The sequence below is a fragment of the Stenotrophomonas sp. 99219_Sma genome, assembly GCF_056480785.1.
On the sequence record NZ_CM151117.1, the window covers coordinates 3,376,215 to 3,395,370 of the forward strand.

General features: G+C 66.4%; 16 protein-coding genes. 7 read left to right on the plus strand and 9 right to left on the minus strand.

Annotated elements, in window-relative coordinates:
- Positions 1-41: 41 nt before the first annotated feature.
- The 5 genes from lepB to rpoE all read right to left on the minus strand — a co-directional run bounded on the left by lepB (position 42) and on the right by rpoE (position 5,981).
- Positions 42-836, minus strand: a complete 795-nt coding sequence (gene lepB / locus ACZK13_RS15565) for a signal peptidase I (RefSeq protein WP_032129848.1) — start codon at positions 834-836, stop codon at positions 42-44.
- Positions 837-890: 54 nt separating this feature from the next.
- Complete coding sequence (gene lepA / locus ACZK13_RS15570) at positions 891-2,684, minus strand: translation elongation factor 4 (RefSeq protein ID WP_032129849.1); 1,794 nt, start codon at positions 2,682-2,684, stop codon at positions 891-893.
- 179 nt (positions 2,685-2,863) lie between these two features.
- Positions 2,864-4,399: a DegQ family serine endoprotease gene (locus ACZK13_RS15575; RefSeq protein WP_032129850.1), complete on the minus strand. Its 1,536-nt coding sequence runs from the start codon at positions 4,397-4,399 to the stop codon at positions 2,864-2,866.
- A 74-nt stretch (positions 4,400-4,473) separates the two neighbouring features.
- Entirely contained in the window at positions 4,474-5,364 is an 891-nt protein-coding gene (locus ACZK13_RS15580) for a sigma-E factor negative regulatory protein (RefSeq protein ID WP_125895916.1), read from the minus strand.
- Positions 5,361-5,981: an RNA polymerase sigma factor RpoE gene (rpoE, locus tag ACZK13_RS15585; RefSeq protein WP_478481879.1), complete on the minus strand. Its 621-nt coding sequence runs from the start codon at positions 5,979-5,981 to the stop codon at positions 5,361-5,363. The genes ACZK13_RS15580 and rpoE overlap by 4 nt, the downstream gene beginning before the upstream one ends.
- A 235-nt stretch (positions 5,982-6,216) precedes the next feature.
- Here rpoE and ACZK13_RS15590 point away from each other — a divergent pair, with 235 nt between their 5' ends.
- The 4 genes from ACZK13_RS15590 (at position 6,217) to ACZK13_RS15605 (ending at position 11,434) form a co-directional block, all read left to right on the plus strand.
- Complete coding sequence (locus tag ACZK13_RS15590; protein WP_049401338.1) at positions 6,217-8,280, plus strand: 3-hydroxyacyl-CoA dehydrogenase NAD-binding domain-containing protein; 2,064 nt, start codon at positions 6,217-6,219, stop codon at positions 8,278-8,280.
- 794 nt (positions 8,281-9,074) lie between these two features.
- Positions 9,075-9,938: a pirin family protein gene (locus tag ACZK13_RS15595; protein WP_478481881.1), complete on the plus strand. Its 864-nt coding sequence runs from the start codon at positions 9,075-9,077 to the stop codon at positions 9,936-9,938.
- Positions 9,939-10,059: 121 nt separating this feature from the next.
- Positions 10,060-10,779, plus strand: a complete 720-nt coding sequence (aqpZ, locus tag ACZK13_RS15600) for an aquaporin Z (protein ID WP_032129854.1) — start codon at positions 10,060-10,062, stop codon at positions 10,777-10,779.
- A 196-nt stretch (positions 10,780-10,975) separates the two neighbouring features.
- Positions 10,976-11,434, plus strand: a complete 459-nt coding sequence (locus tag ACZK13_RS15605) for a hypothetical protein (protein ID WP_032129855.1) — start codon at positions 10,976-10,978, stop codon at positions 11,432-11,434.
- 83 nt (positions 11,435-11,517) lie between these two features.
- Here ACZK13_RS15605 and ACZK13_RS15610 read toward each other — a convergent pair whose 3' ends face one another.
- The gene (locus tag ACZK13_RS15610; RefSeq protein ID WP_125895857.1) at positions 11,518-12,369 is read right to left on the minus strand and encodes a pirin family protein; all 852 of its coding nucleotides are present in this window, start codon (positions 12,367-12,369) and stop codon (positions 11,518-11,520) included.
- A gap of 215 nt (positions 12,370-12,584) precedes the next feature.
- Here ACZK13_RS15610 and ACZK13_RS15615 point away from each other — a divergent pair, with 215 nt between their 5' ends.
- Together ACZK13_RS15615 and ACZK13_RS15620 are read left to right on the plus strand one after the other, a co-directional pair.
- Positions 12,585-14,666 carry a carbon starvation CstA family protein gene (locus tag ACZK13_RS15615; protein ID WP_049401342.1) on the plus strand — a complete coding sequence of 694 codons (2,082 nt, stop codon included), beginning with the start codon at positions 12,585-12,587 and terminating at the stop codon, positions 14,664-14,666.
- Positions 14,666-14,890, plus strand: coding sequence for a YbdD/YjiX family protein (locus ACZK13_RS15620; RefSeq protein ID WP_005410613.1), 225 nt, complete (start codon positions 14,666-14,668; stop codon positions 14,888-14,890). The genes ACZK13_RS15615 and ACZK13_RS15620 overlap by 1 nt, the downstream gene beginning before the upstream one ends.
- Positions 14,891-15,094: 204 nt before the next feature.
- Here the strand turns inward: ACZK13_RS15620 and ACZK13_RS15625 are convergent, their stop codons facing one another.
- Positions 15,095-16,345 (minus strand): DUF819 family protein, encoded by a 1,251-nt coding sequence (locus tag ACZK13_RS15625; protein WP_125895856.1) that lies wholly within the window; start codon positions 16,343-16,345, stop codon positions 15,095-15,097.
- A gap of 133 nt (positions 16,346-16,478) precedes the next feature.
- On the opposite strand from ACZK13_RS15625, the gene ACZK13_RS15630 reads away from it, so the two are divergent.
- Positions 16,479-16,868: a VOC family protein gene (locus ACZK13_RS15630; protein ID WP_032129859.1), complete on the plus strand. Its 390-nt coding sequence runs from the start codon at positions 16,479-16,481 to the stop codon at positions 16,866-16,868.
- A 215-nt stretch (positions 16,869-17,083) separates the two neighbouring features.
- Here the strand turns inward: ACZK13_RS15630 and ACZK13_RS15635 are convergent, their stop codons facing one another.
- Together ACZK13_RS15635 and ACZK13_RS15640 are read right to left on the minus strand one after the other, a co-directional pair.
- Positions 17,084-18,370, minus strand: coding sequence for a sensor histidine kinase (locus tag ACZK13_RS15635; protein WP_049461542.1), 1,287 nt, complete (start codon positions 18,368-18,370; stop codon positions 17,084-17,086).
- The gene (locus tag ACZK13_RS15640; protein WP_032129861.1) at positions 18,357-19,070 is read right to left on the minus strand and encodes a response regulator transcription factor; all 714 of its coding nucleotides are present in this window, start codon (positions 19,068-19,070) and stop codon (positions 18,357-18,359) included. The genes ACZK13_RS15635 and ACZK13_RS15640 overlap by 14 nt, the downstream gene beginning before the upstream one ends.
- Positions 19,071-19,156: the final 86 nt, after the last annotated feature.

The following is a 19,156-nucleotide window of genomic DNA, read 5'->3' on the forward strand; positions in this document are numbered from 1 at the left end:
CAGATACGCGTTGGATGTGAAAATACTCAGTTGGTGCCCGCTCAGTTGATGCTCGAGCCGATCCGCGACGGCTCGAAGCCATCCTTGCAGAACCAGCCCTGGCAGTTCAGCCAGATCAGGAACGCCTTGCCACGCAGGTTCTCTTCCGGCAGCAGGCCCCAGAAACGGCCATCGTCGCTGTTGTCGCGGTTGTCGCCCATCACCAGGTACTTGCCGGCCGGCACGGTCCACTGGCCCTGGCCACGCGGATAGTCGGTCTCCAGCACCGTGTGGGTGCGGCCCGGCAGGTGCTCGACCAGCAGGTTGGCGCCCTCGCCCTGGCCCTTGTGGCCGGCGTAGATGCCCTTGTTGTCGTACTTCAGCGGCTCGCCGTTGAGGATCACGCCGTCGCCTTCGAAGACCACGGTGTCACCCGGCACGCCGATCACGCGCTTGATGAAGTTCTCGCCCTTGGCCGGATCGTTCTCGCCATGGCCGGGGAAGTGGAACACCACCACGTCACCACGCGAGGGCTCGCCCACCGGCACGAACTTGGTGTTGCTGATCGGCAGGCGCAGGCCGTAGGAGAACTTGTTGACCAGGATGAAATCGCCGATCAGCAGGTTCGGCATCATCGAGCTGGACGGGATCTTGTACGGCTCGGCAATGAAGCTGCGCACGATCAGCACGATCGCCAGCACCGGGAAGAACGCACGTGAGTAGTCCACCAGCACCGGCTCGGAATCGAGCAGACCCGCGCGCTGGGCGCGACGCTTGGCGAGGTACAGCTTGTCCGCGAGCAGGATCAGGCCCGAGGCCAGGGTCAGCACGACCAGGAGGATCTCAAACAGTTTCATTCAGGGTCCTTTGCAACGTCACCAGACGACCGGCCCCGCAGGGCCGGTGCGGGCTTACTTGTTGTCCATCTGCAGCACGGCCAGGAACGCTTCCTGCGGGATCTCCACGCGGCCGACCTGCTTCATGCGCTTCTTGCCTTCCTTCTGCTTTTCCAGAAGCTTCTTCTTGCGCGAAACGTCGCCACCATAGCACTTGGCCAGCACGTTCTTGCGCATGGCCTTGACCGTGGTACGGGCGATGATCTGCGAGCCGACGGCGGCCTGGATGGCCACGTCGAACATCTGGCGCGGGATCAGGTCCTTCATCTTTTCGCACAGCTCGCGGCCGCGACGGTCGGCATGGCTGCGGTGCACGATCAGCGACAGTGCATCGACCTTGTCACCGTTGATCAGTACGTCCACGCGCACGAACGGGCCTGCGTCGAAGCGCACGAAGTGGTAGTCCAGCGAGGCATAGCCACGGCTGACCGACTTCAGCTTGTCGAAGAAGTCCAGCACCACCTCGGCCATCGGCAGCTCGTAGCTGATCTGCACCTGGCTGCCCAGGTAGTTGATGCCGATCTGGCTGCCGCGCTTCTCTTCGCACAGCTTGATGATGTTGCCGATGTACTCCTCGGGGGTGAGCACGTTGGCACGGATGATCGGCTCGCGGATCTCCTCGACCTGGTTCACCGGCGGCAGCTTGGCCGGGTTGTCCATGTTGATGATCGAGCCATCGGTCTTCAGGACTTCATACACCACCGTCGGCGCGGTGCTGATCAGGTCCAGGTTGTATTCGCGCTCCAGGCGCTCCTGCACGATTTCCATGTGCAGCATGCCGAGGAAGCCGCAGCGGAAGCCGAAGCCCATCGCCTCGGAGCTTTCCGGCTCGAAACGCAGCGCGGCATCGTTCAGGCGCAGCTTGTCCAGCGCTTCGCGCAGGTCCGGGTAGTCCTCGGCATCGACCGGGAACAGACCGGCGAACACGCGCGGCTGCATTTCCTGGAAGCCCGGCAGCGGCTTCGGTGCCGGGTCGCCGGCCAGGGTCAGGGTGTCGCCGACCGGCGCACCGTGCACGTCCTTGATGCTGGCGGTGACCCAACCCACTTCACCTGCACGCAGCGCCGGCAGCACCTTGCGCTTCGGGGTGAACACGCCGACGTTGTCGACCTGGTGGTTGCGGCCGGTGGACATCACCTGCAGCTTGTCACCTGCCTTGATCTCGCCCTGCATCACGCGCACCAGCGAGACCACACCCAGGTAGTTGTCGAACCAGGAGTCGATGATCAGCGCCTGCAGCTTGTCGGTGTCGCGCGGCTTCGGCGGCGGGATGCGATGCACGATCGCTTCCAGCACGTCCTGCACGTTCAGGCCGGTCTTGGCACTGACCGGCACGGCGTCGGAGGCGTCGATGCCGATCACGGCCTCGATCTCGGCCTTGGCGCGCTCGATGTCGGCGGTGGGCAGGTCGATCTTGTTGATCACCGGCACCACTTCCAGGCCCTGCTCCACGGCGGTGTAGCAGTTGGCCACCGACTGCGCTTCCACGCCCTGGGCCGCATCGACCACCAGCAGCGCGCCTTCGCAGGCGGCCAGCGAGCGGCTGACTTCATAGGAGAAGTCGACGTGGCCGGGGGTGTCGATGAAGTTCAGATGGTAGGTCTGCCCGTCCTTGGCCAGGTACGGCAGCGACACTGACTGCGCCTTGATCGTGATGCCACGCTCGCGCTCGATCGGGTTGGAGTCGAGCACCTGCGCTTCCATCTCGCGGGCCTGCAGGCCACCACAGAGCTGGATGATGCGGTCGGCCAGCGTGGACTTGCCGTGGTCGACATGGGCGATGATGGAGAAGTTGCGGATGTTCCGCATCGAATCAGAAGACATAGGTGGCGGCGGCGCGCGGCGTCGTCAGGGTAACGGTCGATTATCGCATGCCCGGCGCCCGCCCGCGAAAACGGCCTCATCGGACCGGGCCCGGAATGGCCGAAGCCCCGCCAGGGCGGGGCTTCGGGGAAAAGGCGGGGCCGCCGAAGCGGCCCCGGCAGGCCTTACTGGCCGGCCTTGACCGCGACGAACGCGCTGTTGCCGCTGCCGGTGCGCACCAGCAGCATCACCACGTCGCCCTTCTTGTAGCTGGAAAGCGCACGGTTCAGCGCGTCCACGCTGCCGACCTGGGTGCTGGCCACCTGCAGGATCACCATGCCCGGAGACAGGCCCGCATCACGCGCGCCCTGGCCCTTGACCCCGGTGATGCGCACGCCTTCGCCCGATTCCAGGCCCAGCTGCTTGCGCTGCGGTGCGGTCAGGTCACTGACGTCCAGCCCCAGCAGGGCATTGGCGCCGGCCTGCGGAGCCGCATCGCTGTCGCCGGTGGCCGGGCCACGTGAACCGGCCTGCCCGTCTTCGGTCAGTGCGGTCAGGGTGGCGCTGAGGTCGCGCGGCTTGCCATCACGGATCACGCCCAGGGTGACCCGGCTGCCCGGTGCCATCGCGCCGATCAGCGGCGGCAGGTCGGACCAGCTGTTGACCGGCGCGCCGTTCACCGAACGGATCACATCGCCGATCTTCACCCCGGCCCGGGCTGCAGCCGAGTCCGGCACGATCTGGTTGACCAGGGCGCCGCGGCTGTCCGGCAGGCCCATCGCCTGCGCCTTCAGCCCGTCGATTTCCTGCACCACCGCGCCGAGCTGGCCACGGGTGACCTTGCCGGTCTTCTTGATCTGCTCGACCGCGCTCATCGCCAGGTCGATGGGGATCGCGAAGCTGATGCCCATGTAGCCGCCCGAGGCGGAGAAGATCTGCGAGTTGATGCCGACCACTTCGCCACGGGTGTTCAGCAGCGGGCCACCGGAGTTGCCCTGGTTGATCGCCACGTCGGTCTGGATGAAGGGCACGTAGCGCTGGTCCGGACCACCTGTGCTGCGGCCGAGGGCGCTGACCACGCCGGCAGTGACCGAGTGGTCGAGGCCGAACGGCGAACCGATCGCGACCACCCACTGACCCGGCTTGAGGGAGTTGGAGTCGCCAACCCGCACGGTCGGCAGGTTCTTGCCGTCGATTTTCAGCAGTGCCACGTCGTACTGCTGGTCGCTGCCCACCACTTTCGCGGTGAACTCACGGCGGTCACCCAGCTTGACCTTCACCTCGCTGGCATCGGCCACCACGTGGTAGTTGGTCAGCACATAGCCATCGGGCGAGATGATGAAGCCCGAGCCCATGCCGCGGCCCTTGATGCTGGGGCCACCGTCCGGACCGCCCGGGCCCTGCCCCGGCATCGGGAAATCCGGGCCGAAGAAGCGGCGGAAGAACTCCGGCATGTCATCGTCGCCGCCCATCGGGCCCCGCGAGGCCTGGCGGTTGTTGCGGACGATGGTGGTGTCGACGTTGACCACGCCAGGCCCGACCTGTTCGACCAGATTGGTGAAGTCAGGCAGGCCCGTGACCAGCGGCTGGGCCGGGGCCCGCGGCGCGGCGGCCGGCGCGGCCTGGGTCTGGGCGGCCGGAGCCGGGGCCTGCGCGCAGGCCACCAACGGCAGGGTCAGGGCCAGCAGGCCCATGGCCTGCGTGCGGAGTCGGGGAGTCATCGGACGGCAACCTCCGGATCGGATGGAAAGAGGAATACGGGCCCCGCCGACGGCGGGGCGTGAAAGCGCCCGGCTCAGTCGCGCGGGCGCGGCGGCACCGGCAGGTCGTCCTGCAGGCGCGGCTCGAACGGGTAGAACGCGGCGCCCCCGGCGTGGGCCGGGAAGCTCGCATTGAGCGCGCCACCGCCAGCGGGCGCCAGGCTGGAGCGCGGCCACGGTCGCGCCTGCAGGCCACCAACCTCACCGAACGGCATGTTGCGGCTGGCATTGTTGGCCGGCACGGTCGGGGTCAGCGGCGCCTGTGCAGCGGCCACAGCGCGTTGCGGCATGTCCTCGCGCTGGGCGGCACGCGCGGCCTGCTGGCTGCGGGTAGCGCTGGCGCGACGGGTGTCCTGGCGTCGGCTGGCCGCGGCCATGGCCACTGCCGGTACACCGGCCACGGCCATTGCGGCGGTATCCACCGAGGCTTCGGTTACCGGAGCCGGCGTCGTCGGCGCCGGAGCGGGCGCAAGTTCGGCCTGGCTGGCGATCACCTGCGGTGCCAGCGGCTCGCCCGGGGTGGCCTCTTTCAGCTTCTCGCCGCCCATGAACAGCGCCACCGCCGCCACCGAGGCGGCCAGTGCGGCGCCACCGCCCCAGGCCCGCCAACCGCTGCGGCGCACCTCGCGGCGCGGCTCGGCCTGCGGCGCCGGTTCGGCAGCGATGGCGGCGGCCACGGCCGCGCTGAAGCCGGCCGGCGCCAGCGCCGAGGCCTGCCCGCGCATCACGTCACCCAGCAGCTGCCAGCGTTCCTGGCAGCCGGCCAGCTCGGGGTCGTGCTCCATCCGGCGCAGCAGGAAGCGCGCTTCATCGGCGCCCAGCTCGCCATCGACCAGGGCCGACAGCTGTTCGCGATGGCGCTGGTCCAGGCGCTGCCCGGCGGGCGATTGGTGGTTCTGCGATTCGTTGAACGGATTACTGGTCATACGCGGCTCTTCTCACGGGTGGCGCTGCCGATGTCCAACAGCGGCCGGAGTTCGGTGTCGATCGCCTCGCGCGCCCGGAAGATCCGTGAACGCACGGTGCCGATCGGGCACCCCATTTTCTGCGCGATATCTTCGTAACTCAGGCCTTCCACCTCGCGCAGGGTGATCGCCAACCGGAGTTCTTCCGGCAGCGCATTGACGGCCTTCATCACCGTCTGTTCCAGTTCCTGGCGCATCAACTCGCGTTCGGGCGTATCGGTGTCGCGCAAGCGCGTCCCGCTGTCGAACTGTTCGGCGTCACCGATGTCGATGTCATCGGTCGGCGGCCGTCGATTGTGTGTAGCCAGGTAGTTTTTGGCGGTATTCACGGCGATTCGATGCAACCAGGTTGAGAACTGGGCATCGCCGCGGAAACTTCCGATCGCGCGGTACGCACGGATGAAAGTGTCCTGGGCGACGTCCTGACATTCGCTCCAGTCGGCGATGTAGCGACCGACCAGGGCCACCACGCGATGCTGGTACTTGCGCACCAGGACATCGAACGCGGCGCTCTCGCCGTGCTGCACGCGCCGGACCAGTTCCAGATCCAGCTCCTGAGGTGTATCAACATCGGCCATGAGGGGCCGCACTCCTGTCAGCCCAACCGACGTCGGGCAATGAGACTGCCAATCCCGGGAAAAGTTCAGTCGCCGATCACCTGGCGCCGCACCAGCTTTTAACCACCGTTCCGTTAGCGTCCCGGTCCACGGCCATGGATCCGGGGTCGCCACTCCCCTGCTATTGGGATTTGACGCGGGGGAAACAACCTCTGGATCATAGCCGCTTCTCCATACACAACCGGATGGAACGTCCATGCTCTCAGGCTTCGATGGTCTCCGCTTCAGCCACTGGCACCCCGAGATCCGCGACGACGGCGTGGTGGTTCTCTCCCTGGATCGTCAGGACAGCAGCGTCAACGCCATGTCGCAGGACGTGCTGCTGGAACTGGGCGACCTGCTCGAGCGCATTGCACTGGACCCGCCCAAGGGCGTGGTGATCCAGTCGCTGAAGAAGGCCGGCTTCATTGCCGGTGCCGACCTGAAGGAGTTCCAGGAGTTCGACCGCCGCGGCACCGTCAACGACGCCATCCGTCGCGGCCAGGCCACCTACCAGAAGCTGGCTGAGCTGCCCTGCCCGACCGTGGCAGCCATTCACGGCCACTGCCTGGGCGGCGGTACCGAGCTGGCGCTGGCCTGCCGCTACCGCGTGGCCTCCAATGACAGCAGCACCCGCATCGGCCTGCCGGAGACCCAGCTGGGCATCTTCCCGGGCTGGGGTGGCAGCGCGCGCCTGCCGCAGCTGGTCGGCGCACCGGCGGCGATGGACATGATGCTGACCGGCCGCACCCTGTCGGCCTCGGCCGCGCGCGGCATCGGCCTGGTCGACAAGGTGGTGGCACCGGCGGTGGTGCTCGACACCGCCGTCGCGCTGGCGCTGTCCGGCACCACCCGCCCGTTCAAGCAGCGCGCGACGGCCTGGGCCACCAACACCTGGCTGGCCCGCACCCTGCTGGCACCGCAGATGGTCAAGCAGGTCGCGCGCAAGGCCAAGAAGGACCAGTACCCGGCGCCCTACGCGCTGATCAGCACCTGGCAGCGCAGCGGCGGCAAGCCGATCCAGGCGCGCCTGGATGCCGAGCGGCGTGCCGTGGTGAAGCTGGCCAGCACGCCGACCGCGCGCAACCTGATCCGCATTTTCTTCCTGACCGAGCGCCTGAAGGGCCTCGGCGGTGGTGATTCCGGCATCCGCCACGTGCACGTGGTCGGCGCCGGCGTGATGGGCGGTGATATCGCCGCGTGGGCCGCCTACAAGGGCTTCGAGGTGACCCTGCAGGACCGCGAGCAGCGCTTCATCGACCCGGCCATGGAACGCGCGCAGGCGCTGTTCGCCAAGAAGGTGCGCGACGAGAGCAAGCGTCCCGCGGTGGCCGCGCGCCTGCGTGCCGACCTGGAAGGCAGCGGCGTGGCCGAGGCCGATCTGGTGATCGAGGCGATCATCGAGAACCCGGAAGCCAAGCGCGCGCTGTACCAGACGCTGGAACCGAAGATGAAGCTGGATGCGCTGCTGACCACCAACACCTCGTCGATTCCGCTGGTGGAGCTGCGCGACCACATCCAGCGCCCGGCACAGTTCGCTGGCCTGCACTACTTCAACCCGGTCGCGCAGATGCCGCTGGTGGAAATCATCCATCACGACGGCATGGCGCCTGAGACCGAACGTCGCCTGGCCGCGTTCTGCAAGGCACTGGGCAAGTTCCCGGTGCCGGTGGCCGGCAGCCCGGGCTTCCTGGTCAACCGCGTGCTGTTCCCGTACATGCTGGAAGCCGCCACTGCCTACGCCGAAGGCATCCCGGGCCCGGTGATCGACAGGGCGGCGGTGAAGTTCGGCATGCCGATGGGCCCGATCGAACTGATCGATACCGTGGGCCTGGACGTAGCCGCCGGTGTCGGCCGCGAACTGGCACCGTTCCTGGGCCTGCAGATTCCGGCCGCGCTGCAGACGGTGGAACCGGACAAGCGCGGCAAGAAGGATGGCCAGGGCATCTACACCTGGGAGAACGGCAAGCCGAAGAAGCCGGACGTGGCCAGCGATTACCAGGCCCCGGCCGATCTGGAGGACCGCCTGATCCTGCCGCTGTTGAACGAAGCGGTGGCCTGCCTGCACGAAGGCGTGGTGGCCGATGCGGACCTGCTGGATGCCGGCGTGATCTTCGGCACCGGCTTCGCACCGTTCCGCGGTGGTCCGATCCAGCACATCCGCGCGGTGGGTGCCGACGCGATCGTCGAGCGGTTGAAGGCGCTGCAGCAGCGCCATGGTGACCGTTTCGCACCGCGCCCGGGCTGGGACAACCCCGCCCTGCGCGAACCGGTGGTGTGAGTTGATCGGCCGGGCCTGCGGCCCGGCACCCGCTGGATCAACAGCCAGAGCCAGAGCCGGAGCAACAGCCGGCTCTGGCTTTTCTGTTTGTTGGGCGGGGCGGTGTGGGTGGGCAGGACACGCCGTAAACCCGTCCATGGGGGCTCGATGGCGCCTTGCTCGTGTGCGCTGTCCTGCGCACATGGCAAGACCGGGGTTGGGCGTCCTGCCCAACCCGCCCGAGGCATGCCTCGGGCCCATGGCGCCAACGGTCCTGCCCACCCACACCGCCCCACCCCTGACAGTTTCCCGGTGACGGTCGGTGAACCGCGAATCTGGTTGATGGCTACTGCGAACTGGTGGGTGGCTACCTTGGTTGCCACCAGGAGCGAAGCGACCGGCGTTTGATTTTGATTTTGATTTTGATTTTCTTTTTTCTTCTCCGTGGCTGGACGCACACGGAAACTGTCAGAGGCCGGGCGGGTGGGTGGCGCAGGGGCGTGAGCCGCATGGGCCCGAGGCATGCCTCGGGCGGGTTGGGCAGGATCCCCAACCCCGGTCTTGCCGTGTGCGCAGGACAGCGCACACGAGCATGCGGCGATCGAGCTTACATGGACGTACTTGCAGCGTCCCCTGCGCCACCCACCCGCCCGGCCAAGCGCAGCTTTTGATCTTGCTTCTGCCTTCAGCGACCAACCCACAGCCACGAGGGGCTGCGCCGTTGGCTGGAACAACCTGTTACCCATACGGGGCATGTCCCCGTCACCGCTGCATGCGATGCTGATCACCTGATCCCTGCCAGCGAGAACGCCCGCATGACCACCATCATCGCCCCGCGCGTGCACGACATCGGCGGCCTCGAAGTCCGCCGGGCCGTCCCGACCCTGCAGGCCCGCAGCATCGGCTCGTTCGTGTTCGTCGACCAGATGGGCCCGGCACTCATGCATCCCGGCACCGCCATCGACGTGCGCCCGCATCCGCATATCGGCCTGGCCACCGTCACCTATCTGTGGTCGGGCGCGATCGGCCACCGCGACACGCTGGGTTCGGACCAGGTGATCCGTCCCGGTGACGTCAACTGGATGACCGCCGGCCGCGGCATCGCCCATTCCGAGCGCACGCCGCAACCTGACCGCGATCACGACAACCCGATCCACGGCATGCAGACCTGGGTCGCGCTGCCGAAGTCGCACGAGGAAATCGAACCGGCGTTCTACCACCACGCCGCTGCCAGCCTGCCCGAGCAGCGCCGCAATGGCGCATGGCTGCGCGTCATTGCCGGCCGCGCCTACGGCGAAGAATCGCCGGTGAAGGTGTTCGCCGATACGCTCAACGTGGCGATCGACCTCGACCCGGATGCGGAAATCGATATCGACAACGGCCACCGCGAGCGCGCGCTGTACATCCTCGAAGGCGACGCGCAGCTGGATGGCGTGGACATCCCTGCCCAGCACCTGGTGATCCCCGAGGCTGGTGCGCGTGGCCGCCTGCGCGCAAAGACGCCGGTGAAGGCGATGTTGTTCGGTGGCGAGCCGCTGGATGGCCCGCGTCACCTGTGGTGGAACTTCGTGTCCAGCTCGAAGGAACGTATCGAACAGGCCAAGCACGACTGGGAGGCCGGCCGCTTCGGCACCATTCCGGGCGACGACAAGGAATTCATCCCGCTGCCGCAGTACTGAACATCGCGTGTTGCACACATCCGAAGGTGTATCCCTGCACCCGGCGTTGACACTACAGTCACCCGCTGATCATTGAAATGTGACATAAATCACACTTTCGACCGTCAAAGGAGTGCAACACATGAGCATGGGTAAACGCTTGTCCGCCGAGTTCCTCGGCACGTTCTGGCTGGTTCTGGGTGGCTGTGGCAGTGCCGTGCTGGCCGCCAAGTTCGGCGGTGACGGCAATCCGCTGGGTATCGGTTTCCTCGGCGTTGCGCTGGCCTTCGGCCTGACCGTGGTAACCGGCGCCTATGCGTTCGGCCATATCTCCGGCGCGCACTTCAATCCGGCGGTCAGTGTCGGCCTGTGGGCCGGCGGTCGTTTCCCGACCAAGGACCTGATCCCGTACATCATCGCCCAGGTCGCCGGCGGCCTGCTGGCCGGCTTCATCCTGCTGCAGATCGCATCGGGCGCCAGCGGCTTCGCCATTGATGGCAGCCAGGCCGGTGCATTCGCCAGCAACGGCTACGGCGCGCTGTCCCCCGGCGGCTACAGCGTGGCCGCGGCCTTCCTGTGCGAAGTGGTGCTGACCGCCGTGTTCCTGATCGTGATCATGGGCGCCACCCACGGCAAGGCACCGGCCGGGTTCGCCCCGCTGGCGATCGGCCTGTCACTGACCCTGATCCACCTGATCAGCATCCCGGTCACCAACACCTCGGTGAACCCGGCCCGTTCCACGGCGGTGGCCTTCTTCGCCGGCAGCGGCGCGGTCAGCCAGCTGTGGCTGTTCTGGGTTGCCCCGCTGCTGGGCGGCGCGATCGGCGGCATCATCTACAAGTGGATCGGCAACGACCGCTGAGGCCCGTGCGGACCATTGCGGCCGACCATCGGTCGCAATGGTTACGCGTGTAACCGCGATTTGTGCGATCGCTCACGTTCCGTTAAGGTTGAGTTGACCGTCCGTGCACATGCCGGCCGGGGCGGCATCCGGGGATGGGATGCCAAGGCTGCCGGTCCATCCGGCGGAGCCAACGACACACCACCTTGGGGGATGCATGAAGTTCGCGCCTGTAGTGTTGTCGAGCCTGCTGTTCGCGGTGGCCCAGGCCGCCGCGCAGGCTCCCACCGAATGTCCTTCATTGCCGGCCAGCAGCGGCCTGCAGTGGCAACAGCAGGCACAGGCCGATTTCCTGGTCTGCCGCGCCAGCACCGGCGATGGTCGCGAGGTACTGAGCCTGATGCTCAGTGCGCGCGATCCCAACCTTCCATTGAACCGCTCGCTGCGCCAGGAAAAGGGCAGCTTCGGCGGTGAATCGCTGTACTGGTACCAGCCAGATCTGGGTGGCCAGCAGCCGCCGGGCTATGCCGAGCGTCGCATCAGTGTGGTCAAGCTCGACAAAGGGCGTTACGCGCAGATTTCGCTGTATCCGGACAGCGCGCAGGAACTGGGCTCGCTGCAGCAGCTGGCGCAGGGCATGAGCCTGACTCCGTCGGCCGTGGCCGCGGGGCGCTGAAGGTGACGGGGATGACTGCCTGGCAGCATCCCCGCCGCATCCAATGCGCTGGACATCCGCCGGGCATGGCCCGGCGTCCCCCCTCAGAACTTGCCTTCCTGGAAATCGACGAAGGCCTGCATCAGTTCCTGCCGCGTGTTCATCACGAACGGGCCATGCCGCATCACCGGCTCGCGCAGCGGACGGCCGGCCACCAGGATCAACCGCGCACCTTCGCTGCCGGCCGAGAGGTGCAACTGCTCGCCACCGCCCAGCACCGCCAGTTCCTGGCGTGCAACGTCGCGCGCGGCGTCCTGCTCACCCACGGTCATCGCACCTTCGAACACGTAGGCGAACGCGTTGTGCCCCTCCGGCAGCGCATAGGTCCAGGCCCGGTCGGGCGACAGCGTGATGTCGAGGTAGAGCGGATCGGTGGCCGGCTGCACGATCGGGCCATCGGTGCCGTCCACGCTGCCGGCAATCACCTTCACCTCCACGCCCGGCTCCGGGTGCACCACGGGAATGCGCTCGGGTGCGAATTCCTGGTACTTCGGCTCGGTCATCTTCTCCTTCGCCGGCAGGTTCACCCACAGCTGGAACCCGCGCATCTGCCCGCTTTCCTGCTCGGGCATTTCCGAATGCACCAGGCCACGGCCAGCGGTCATCCACTGCACGCTGCCCGGGGTCAGCAGGCCTTCGTTGCCATGGTTGTCGCGATGCCGCATGCGCCCGTCGAGCATGTAGGTGACGGTCTCGAAACCACGGTGCGGGTGTTCCGGGAAGCCGGCGATGTAGTCCTCGGCGCGGTCGGTACCGAACTCATCAAGCAGCAGGAACGGATCCAGGTCGGGCAGCGTCGGGCCGCCGATGACGCGGGTCAGGCGCACGCCGGCACCGTCGGAGGTGGGCATGCCACGGATGGTGCGCAGTACGCGGACCGGTTCGGGAAAGCTCATGGCGACTCCTGTTGGATGGGTGCCACTGAAGATGGACGCCACACGGCCGTAGGCCAATGGATGGCTCCGCAACCGATTGTTCCATCCCTGATGTTCGCTGCACGTCAGCGCAGCCGCCGTACGACCAAAGTACTACCGCCGATTCGTCCTGTGCCAATTGACCCTGTCGTGGGCAAGCAGGACTCTTTGTCTGTCTTTCCGGGAGAGAGCACCTCATGAAAGGGTTTTCCAAACTGGGCTGGGCGGTACTCGCTCTGCTCGGCGCGTTCTGTCTGGGCACCGTGGCGCTGCGCCGCGGCGAACACATCAATGCCCTGTGGATCGTCGTCGCGGCGGTGTCGCTGTACCTCGTCGCCTATCGCTTCTACAGCCTGTTCATCGCCAACAAGGTGATGCAGCTGGATCCGACCCGGGCCACCCCGGCGGTGATCAACAACGATGGCCTGGACTACGTTCCGACCAACAAGCACGTGCTGTTCGGCCACCACTTCGCCGCCATTGCCGGCGCCGGCCCGCTGGTCGGCCCGGTCCTGGCCGCGCAGATGGGCTACCTGCCCGGCCTGCTGTGGCTGGTGGTGGGCGTGGTGTTGGCCGGTGCGGTGCAGGACTTCATGGTCCTGTTCCTGTCCAGCCGCCGCAATGGCCGCTCGCTGGGTGACCTGGTAAGAGAAGAGATGGGCCAGGTGCCCGGCACCATCGCGCTGTTCGGTGCGTTCCTGATCATGATCATCATCCTGGCAGTGCTGGCGATGGTGGTGGTCAAGGCGCTGGCCGAAAGCCCGTGGGGCATGTTCACGGTGATCGCGACGATGCCCATCGCGATCCTGATGGGCGTGTACATGCGCTACATCCGCCCCGGCAAGATCGGCGAGATCTCGGTGGTTGGCCTGATCCTGCTGCTCGCCGCGATCTGGTACGGCGGCAAGGTCGCCGCCGACCCGGTCTGGGGCCCGGCGTTCACCTTCACCGGCACCCAGATCACCTGGATGCTGATCGGCTACGGCTTCGTCGCCTCGGTGCTGCCGGTGTGGCTGCTGCTGGCCCCGCGTGATTACCTGTCGACCTTCCTCAAGATCGGCACCATCATCGCGCTGGCCATCGGCATCCTGGTGGTGATGCCGGAACTGAAGATGCCGGCGCTGACCCAGTTCGCCGCCAGCGGTGATGGCCCGGTGTGGAAGGGCGGCATGTTCCCGTTCCTGTTCATCACCATCGCCTGCGGTGCGGTCTCCGGCTTCCATGCGTTGATTTCCTCCGGCACCACGCCGAAGCTGCTGGCCAATGAAGCGCACATGCGTTACATCGGCTACGGCGGCATGCTGATGGAATCGTTCGTGGCGGTGATGGCGCTGGTGGCGGCCTCGATCATCGATCCGGGCATCTATTTCGCGATGAACAGCCCGGCGGCGGTGATCGGTGCCGATGCGGCCTCGGCCGCGCACTACATCACCAACACCTGGGGCTTCACCATCACCCCCGAGCAGCTGACCGCGACCGCGGCGGCCATTGGTGAACCCACCATCCTGCATCGTGCAGGTGGCGCGCCAACACTGGCGGTAGGCATCGCGCAGATCCTGCACGAAGCGATTCCCAGTGGCAGCGACGCGATGATGGCGTTCTGGTACCACTTCGCGATCCTGTTCGAAGCGCTGTTCATCCTCACCGCGGTGGACGCCGGTACCCGTGCGGGCCGCTTCATGCTGCAGGACCTGCTGGGCAACTTCGTGCCGGCCCTGAAGAAGACCGAATCGTGGACCGCCAACATCATCGGCACCGCCGGCTGCGTGGCGCTGTGGGGCTACCTGCTCTACACCGGCGTGGTCGATCCGTTCGGCGGCATTCAGACGCTGTGGCCGCTGTTCGGCATCTCGAACCAGATGCTGGCCGGCATCGCATTGATGCTGGGCACGGTGGTGCTGTTCAAGATGAAGCGTGACCGCTATGCATGGGTGACTGCGGTACCGGCGGTGTGGCTGCTGATCTGCACCACCTACGCCGGCTTCATCAAGATCTTCGACAGCAATCCGGCACAGGGCTTCCTGGCACAGGCACACAAGTTCCAGGCCGCGCTCGCCAGCGATACCATCACTGCACCGGCCAAGTCGGTGGCGCAGATGAAGCAGATCGTGGTCAACGCCTACGTCAACACCGGCCTGACCGCGCTGTTCCTGCTGGTGGTGGGCGCGGTGCTGGTGTATTCGATCAAGACCATCCTGGCGGCCCGCCGCAATCCGCAGCGCACTGACCGCGAGACCCCGTACGTGGCGCTGAAGCCGCATGAAATGGTGGATCTGTGATGAGTACCCAACTGGTTCCCGCCGGCCAGTACCAGGCGCACCGCCGCATCTGGCGGCGCCTGGTGCAGACCGCACGACTGTGCTGTGGCATTCCTGATTACGACAACTACGTCCGGCATATGCTGGAGAAGCATCCGGACCAGGAGCCGATGGACTACAAGACGTTCTTCCGCGAGCGCCAGGAAGCGCGTTATGGCGGACGCAACGGTGGCCGCTGCTGTTGAGGGTTCGGTTCAACAGCGCTCGAGTGACGTTGAGTAGATCCACGCCATGCGTGGATGAAACCTGGCAGATATCGAGTTGAGTCCGGGGTCAGATCCGTTTCCTCCGGGAAACAGATCTGACCCCTTCCTTGTTCATGGAGACCCATGAAATGCATCCACGCATGGCGTGGATCTACGGAAGCATGACGCCAGGGCGGTCCGAACTCAGCCGGTGGCCATCCACTTCAGGATCAGGCCGGTGACGTAGGCCAGGCCCGTGCCGGTGGCATAACCCACCGTACCCAGCAGCACGCCCACCGGCGCCAGCGTCGGATGGAACGCCGCCGCCACCACAGGGGCCGAAGCGGCTGCGCCGATGTTGCCCTGCGAACCAATGGCGAAGAAGAACAGCGGCGCGCGCAGCAGCTTGGCCACCACCCACAGCACCAGCACGTGCGTGGCCATCCAGATCGCGCCGAGCAGGAACAGCCACGGCCGATCCAGCAGCGACAGCAGGTTCATCTGCATGCCGATGCAGGCGATCAGGAAGTACAGGAACACCGTGCCCAGCCGCGACGCACCGGCCGCTTCCAGCCGGCGGGCACGGGTGAAGCTCAGGCCCAGGCCCATCGCCGTGGACAGCAGGATCACCCAGACGAACTGGCTGTCGAGGCTGAACTGGCTGGCCCAGCTGACATTGGCCTTGAACCAGCCCGCCAGCGGCGCGGCGATGGCATGGGCCAGGCCGACGCCGCCCAGTGCCACGCCAACGATCACCATCAGGTCGGTCATGCTGGGAATGCGCGCGTTCTGCGCCTCGTAGGCACTGATGCGCGCCTTCATCTCGTCGATGGCACGGGTGTCGGCACCATTGCGGGTGTCGATCTGCTGTGCGCGGTTGGCCAGGAACAGCAGGATCGCCATCCACAGGCTGGCACAGGCCACGTCAACCACCGCGAACTGGCCGAACGTGGTGGCATCGGTGCCGAACACCTCGCGCATGGCGACCATGTTGGCGCCGCCACCGATCCAGCTGCCGGCCAGCGCCGCCATGCCGGCCCAGGTATCACCGGCCACGGTTTCCGGATGGATCAGCTTCATCAGCTGGAATGAAACGATGGCGCCGAGCATGATGCCGGCGGTACCGGCACAGAACACGATCAGCAGTTTCGGGCCGAGCTTGATGACGCCTTTCAGGTCGATCGACAGGGTCAGCAGGACCAGCGCGGCCGGCAGCAGCACGTCACGCGCGACCGGGTTGTACAGCGAGGTATTGTGGCCATCGATGACACCGGCGGTGTTGTAGATGGCGGGGATGAAATAGCACAGCAGCAGGGCCGGCACCCAGGCGAAGATCTTCTTCAGCAGCGGGGTTGGACCACTGGCGGCCCAGAAGATCAGGGCCAGGGTGGCGGCAATCAGGCCCAGTCCAACGATGTCGTTGCTGATCAGGGCAGTAGCGGGTTCGGTCGGCATGGGATCCTCTGTCGATCGAAAGAGCGGAGAAAAAAAAGCGCCGCATAAGGCGGCGCAGATCGAGATTAACATTGTCTTCACGCCCGGTCATGCTGCAGTGCCGACACCCCCCATCCCGTCAGGGAGCCCACTCATGCAGCTTGGTGCCTTTTCGGTCAGCCTCTCGGTGAAGGATCTCGCGGCCTCCCGTGCCTTCTACGAAGCCCTGGGCTTCTCGGTCACCGGCGGCGATCCGGCACAGAACTGGCTGGTGATGCGCAGCAACGGCACGGTGATCGGGCTGTTCCAGGGCATGTTCGAGGGCAACCTGCTGACCTTCAACCCCGGCTGGGACCAGCACAAGCAGGAACTGCCCCACTTCCAGGATGTGCGTGAGCTGCAGGCAGAGCTGGACGCCAGGGGCATCGAACTGGCGGTCCGCACCGATCCTGATGGCCAGGGGACCGGCTACCTGCAGTTGGCCGATCCCGACGGCAACGTGATCCTGATCGACCAGCACGTGGCGCGACCGAACGGGCGTTGAGGGGGACAGCCATTGCCTGGGTGGGCGTCGACCTTGGTCGACGAACGGCATGCCAACCAAGGTTGGCATCTACCAGAGCACGGACAGCCACCGCCGGGGCATGCCAACCAGGGCTGGCACCTACCAGAACACGGACAGCCACCGCCTGGGTAGGCGTCGACCTTGGTCGACGAACGGCATGCCAACCAAGGTTGGCATTTACCAGGACGGCCGGATCAGCGCGGTCGCGAGGCACCGAAATCGAGCGTGACACGTGTGCCACGCGGCTCGCAGGGCTGCAACTGCAGGGTCCATCCCAGGTGCTCGCACAGCCGCGCGATCAGATCCAGTCCGATGCCGCCGCCACGATCGGCGCGTTCGCCACGGGCCATCCGCGCATGGATCGCCGCGATCTCTTCCGGGCTCATGCCATGTCCCGGGTCCTGCAGGGTCAGCACCGCCGACGAACTCAGGCGCAATTCGATGTGGCCACGGCCACTGTTCTCGATGGCGTTGCGCAGCAGGTTGCCGATCGCTGCCTGCACCACCGCCAGCGGCGCGACGATGTCCACCGGTGCGGCCTGGATGCCGATGCTCAGGTCCTTGTCGCCCAGCAGGTGGCGATGGTCGTCGACGATCTCCGGCAGCAGCTGATCCAGCGCGATGCGCTCGGCACGCGCCGCCAGTCGCGCCGGATCACGCGCCAGCACCAGCAGCAGTTCGATCAGCTGCTCCACGCTCTGCGCGGTGCGCAGTACCCGTTGCATCTGCTGGCGCGCACGCTCGGGCAGGCCCGGTTGCTCCAGCGCCAGTTCGGCGGCACCGGTCATCACCGCGATCGGCGTGCGCAGTTCATGGCTGGCGGTGCTGATGAAGACCCGCTCGCGTTCGACGAACTGCTCGTTGCGATCCAGGTAGTCGTTCAACGCATTGGCAATGGTGTGCAGCTCTGAGCTGCCGCGCGGGTCGACCTCGATGCGCTGCCCCTGCACGCCCGGCCTGAGCGCGGCGATGTGTTGTGCCAGCAGGCTCAGCGGACGCACCATCCGCTCCATGCCGAACGAAGCCATCAGCACGGTAACGAAGATCATGATCACCCCGGCCAGCATCACCCAGCGCGTGGCGAACTGTTCCAGGTCATGGAAGTCGGAGATGTCCAGTACCAGCGCGACCCGTCCCATCGACTGGGTTTCACGCACCATCACCGCCGTCTCGCGGCCCTTGACCATTACGCCGTCGTGCAGCCCTGGATGCAGGGTACGCAGGCTATCGGGAAGGTTGACCGCGTCGAAGCGGTACAGGCTCAGCGTGTCCGAATCCTGCCAGCGATAGTGCGGTTCGTGCTCGACATGCTCGACGATGCTGTCGAGCTCGGAGTTGAGCAGCGCGCGCCAGGCGGCATGCTCGGCGTGCTCGTGCACGTAGTTGCCGACGCTGAACACCGCGATCGACAGCAGCGCCAGATAGCCCAGCAACCACCACACCACGCGCCGGTACAACGGCCCCGGCTTACGCGCCCTCATCAGCATTCCTGCCGGCGTCGGCACCCTCCACTACCGCCAACCGGTAACCCACGCGCGGCAGGGTGTGGATCAGCTTCTCGGCAAACGGACCGTCAACGCTGCGACGCAACTCGTAGACATGCGAACGCAGCAGGTCGCCATCCGGCGGCTCGTCACCCCACAGGGCGAACTCCAGCTGCTGTCGCGTCACCGCACCCGGGCTGGCCCGCATCAGCACTTCCAGCAGTTTGCGGCAGGCCGGGTACAGGTGCAGCACCTGGCCCTCACGCTGGGCCTCCAGCGTCGCCAGATCCAGCACCAGATCGCCCACCTGCAGGCGCTTGCGCGGGTTGCGGCCCTGCGCACGCAGCAGCAGCGCTTCCAGCCGCACCTCCAGCTCGGGCAGGGCGAACGGCTTGGTCAGGTAGTCGTCGGCACCGGCGCGGAAACCGGCGATCTTGTCCGGCAGTTCATCGCGCGCGGTCAGCATGATCACCGGCACCTCCGACGCGTGCTCGGCACGCAGCCGGCGCAGCACTTCCGGTCCCTCCATGCGCGGCAGCATCCAGTCCAGGATCACCGCATCGTAGGGGTGGCTGCCGGCCAGGTGCAGGCCGGTGATGCCATCCGGGGCCACGTCCAGCACATGCCCGCGCGACTCGAAATAGTCGAACAGGTTGGCCACCAGCTGGCGGTTGTCCTCGATCACCAACAGACGCATGCACGAAACATCCACGGAAGTTCGTACCATGGTAGCGCCGCCCATGTCGGAATGCGGTCGTCCCGCCCCCTTCTGACGCTTTTCCC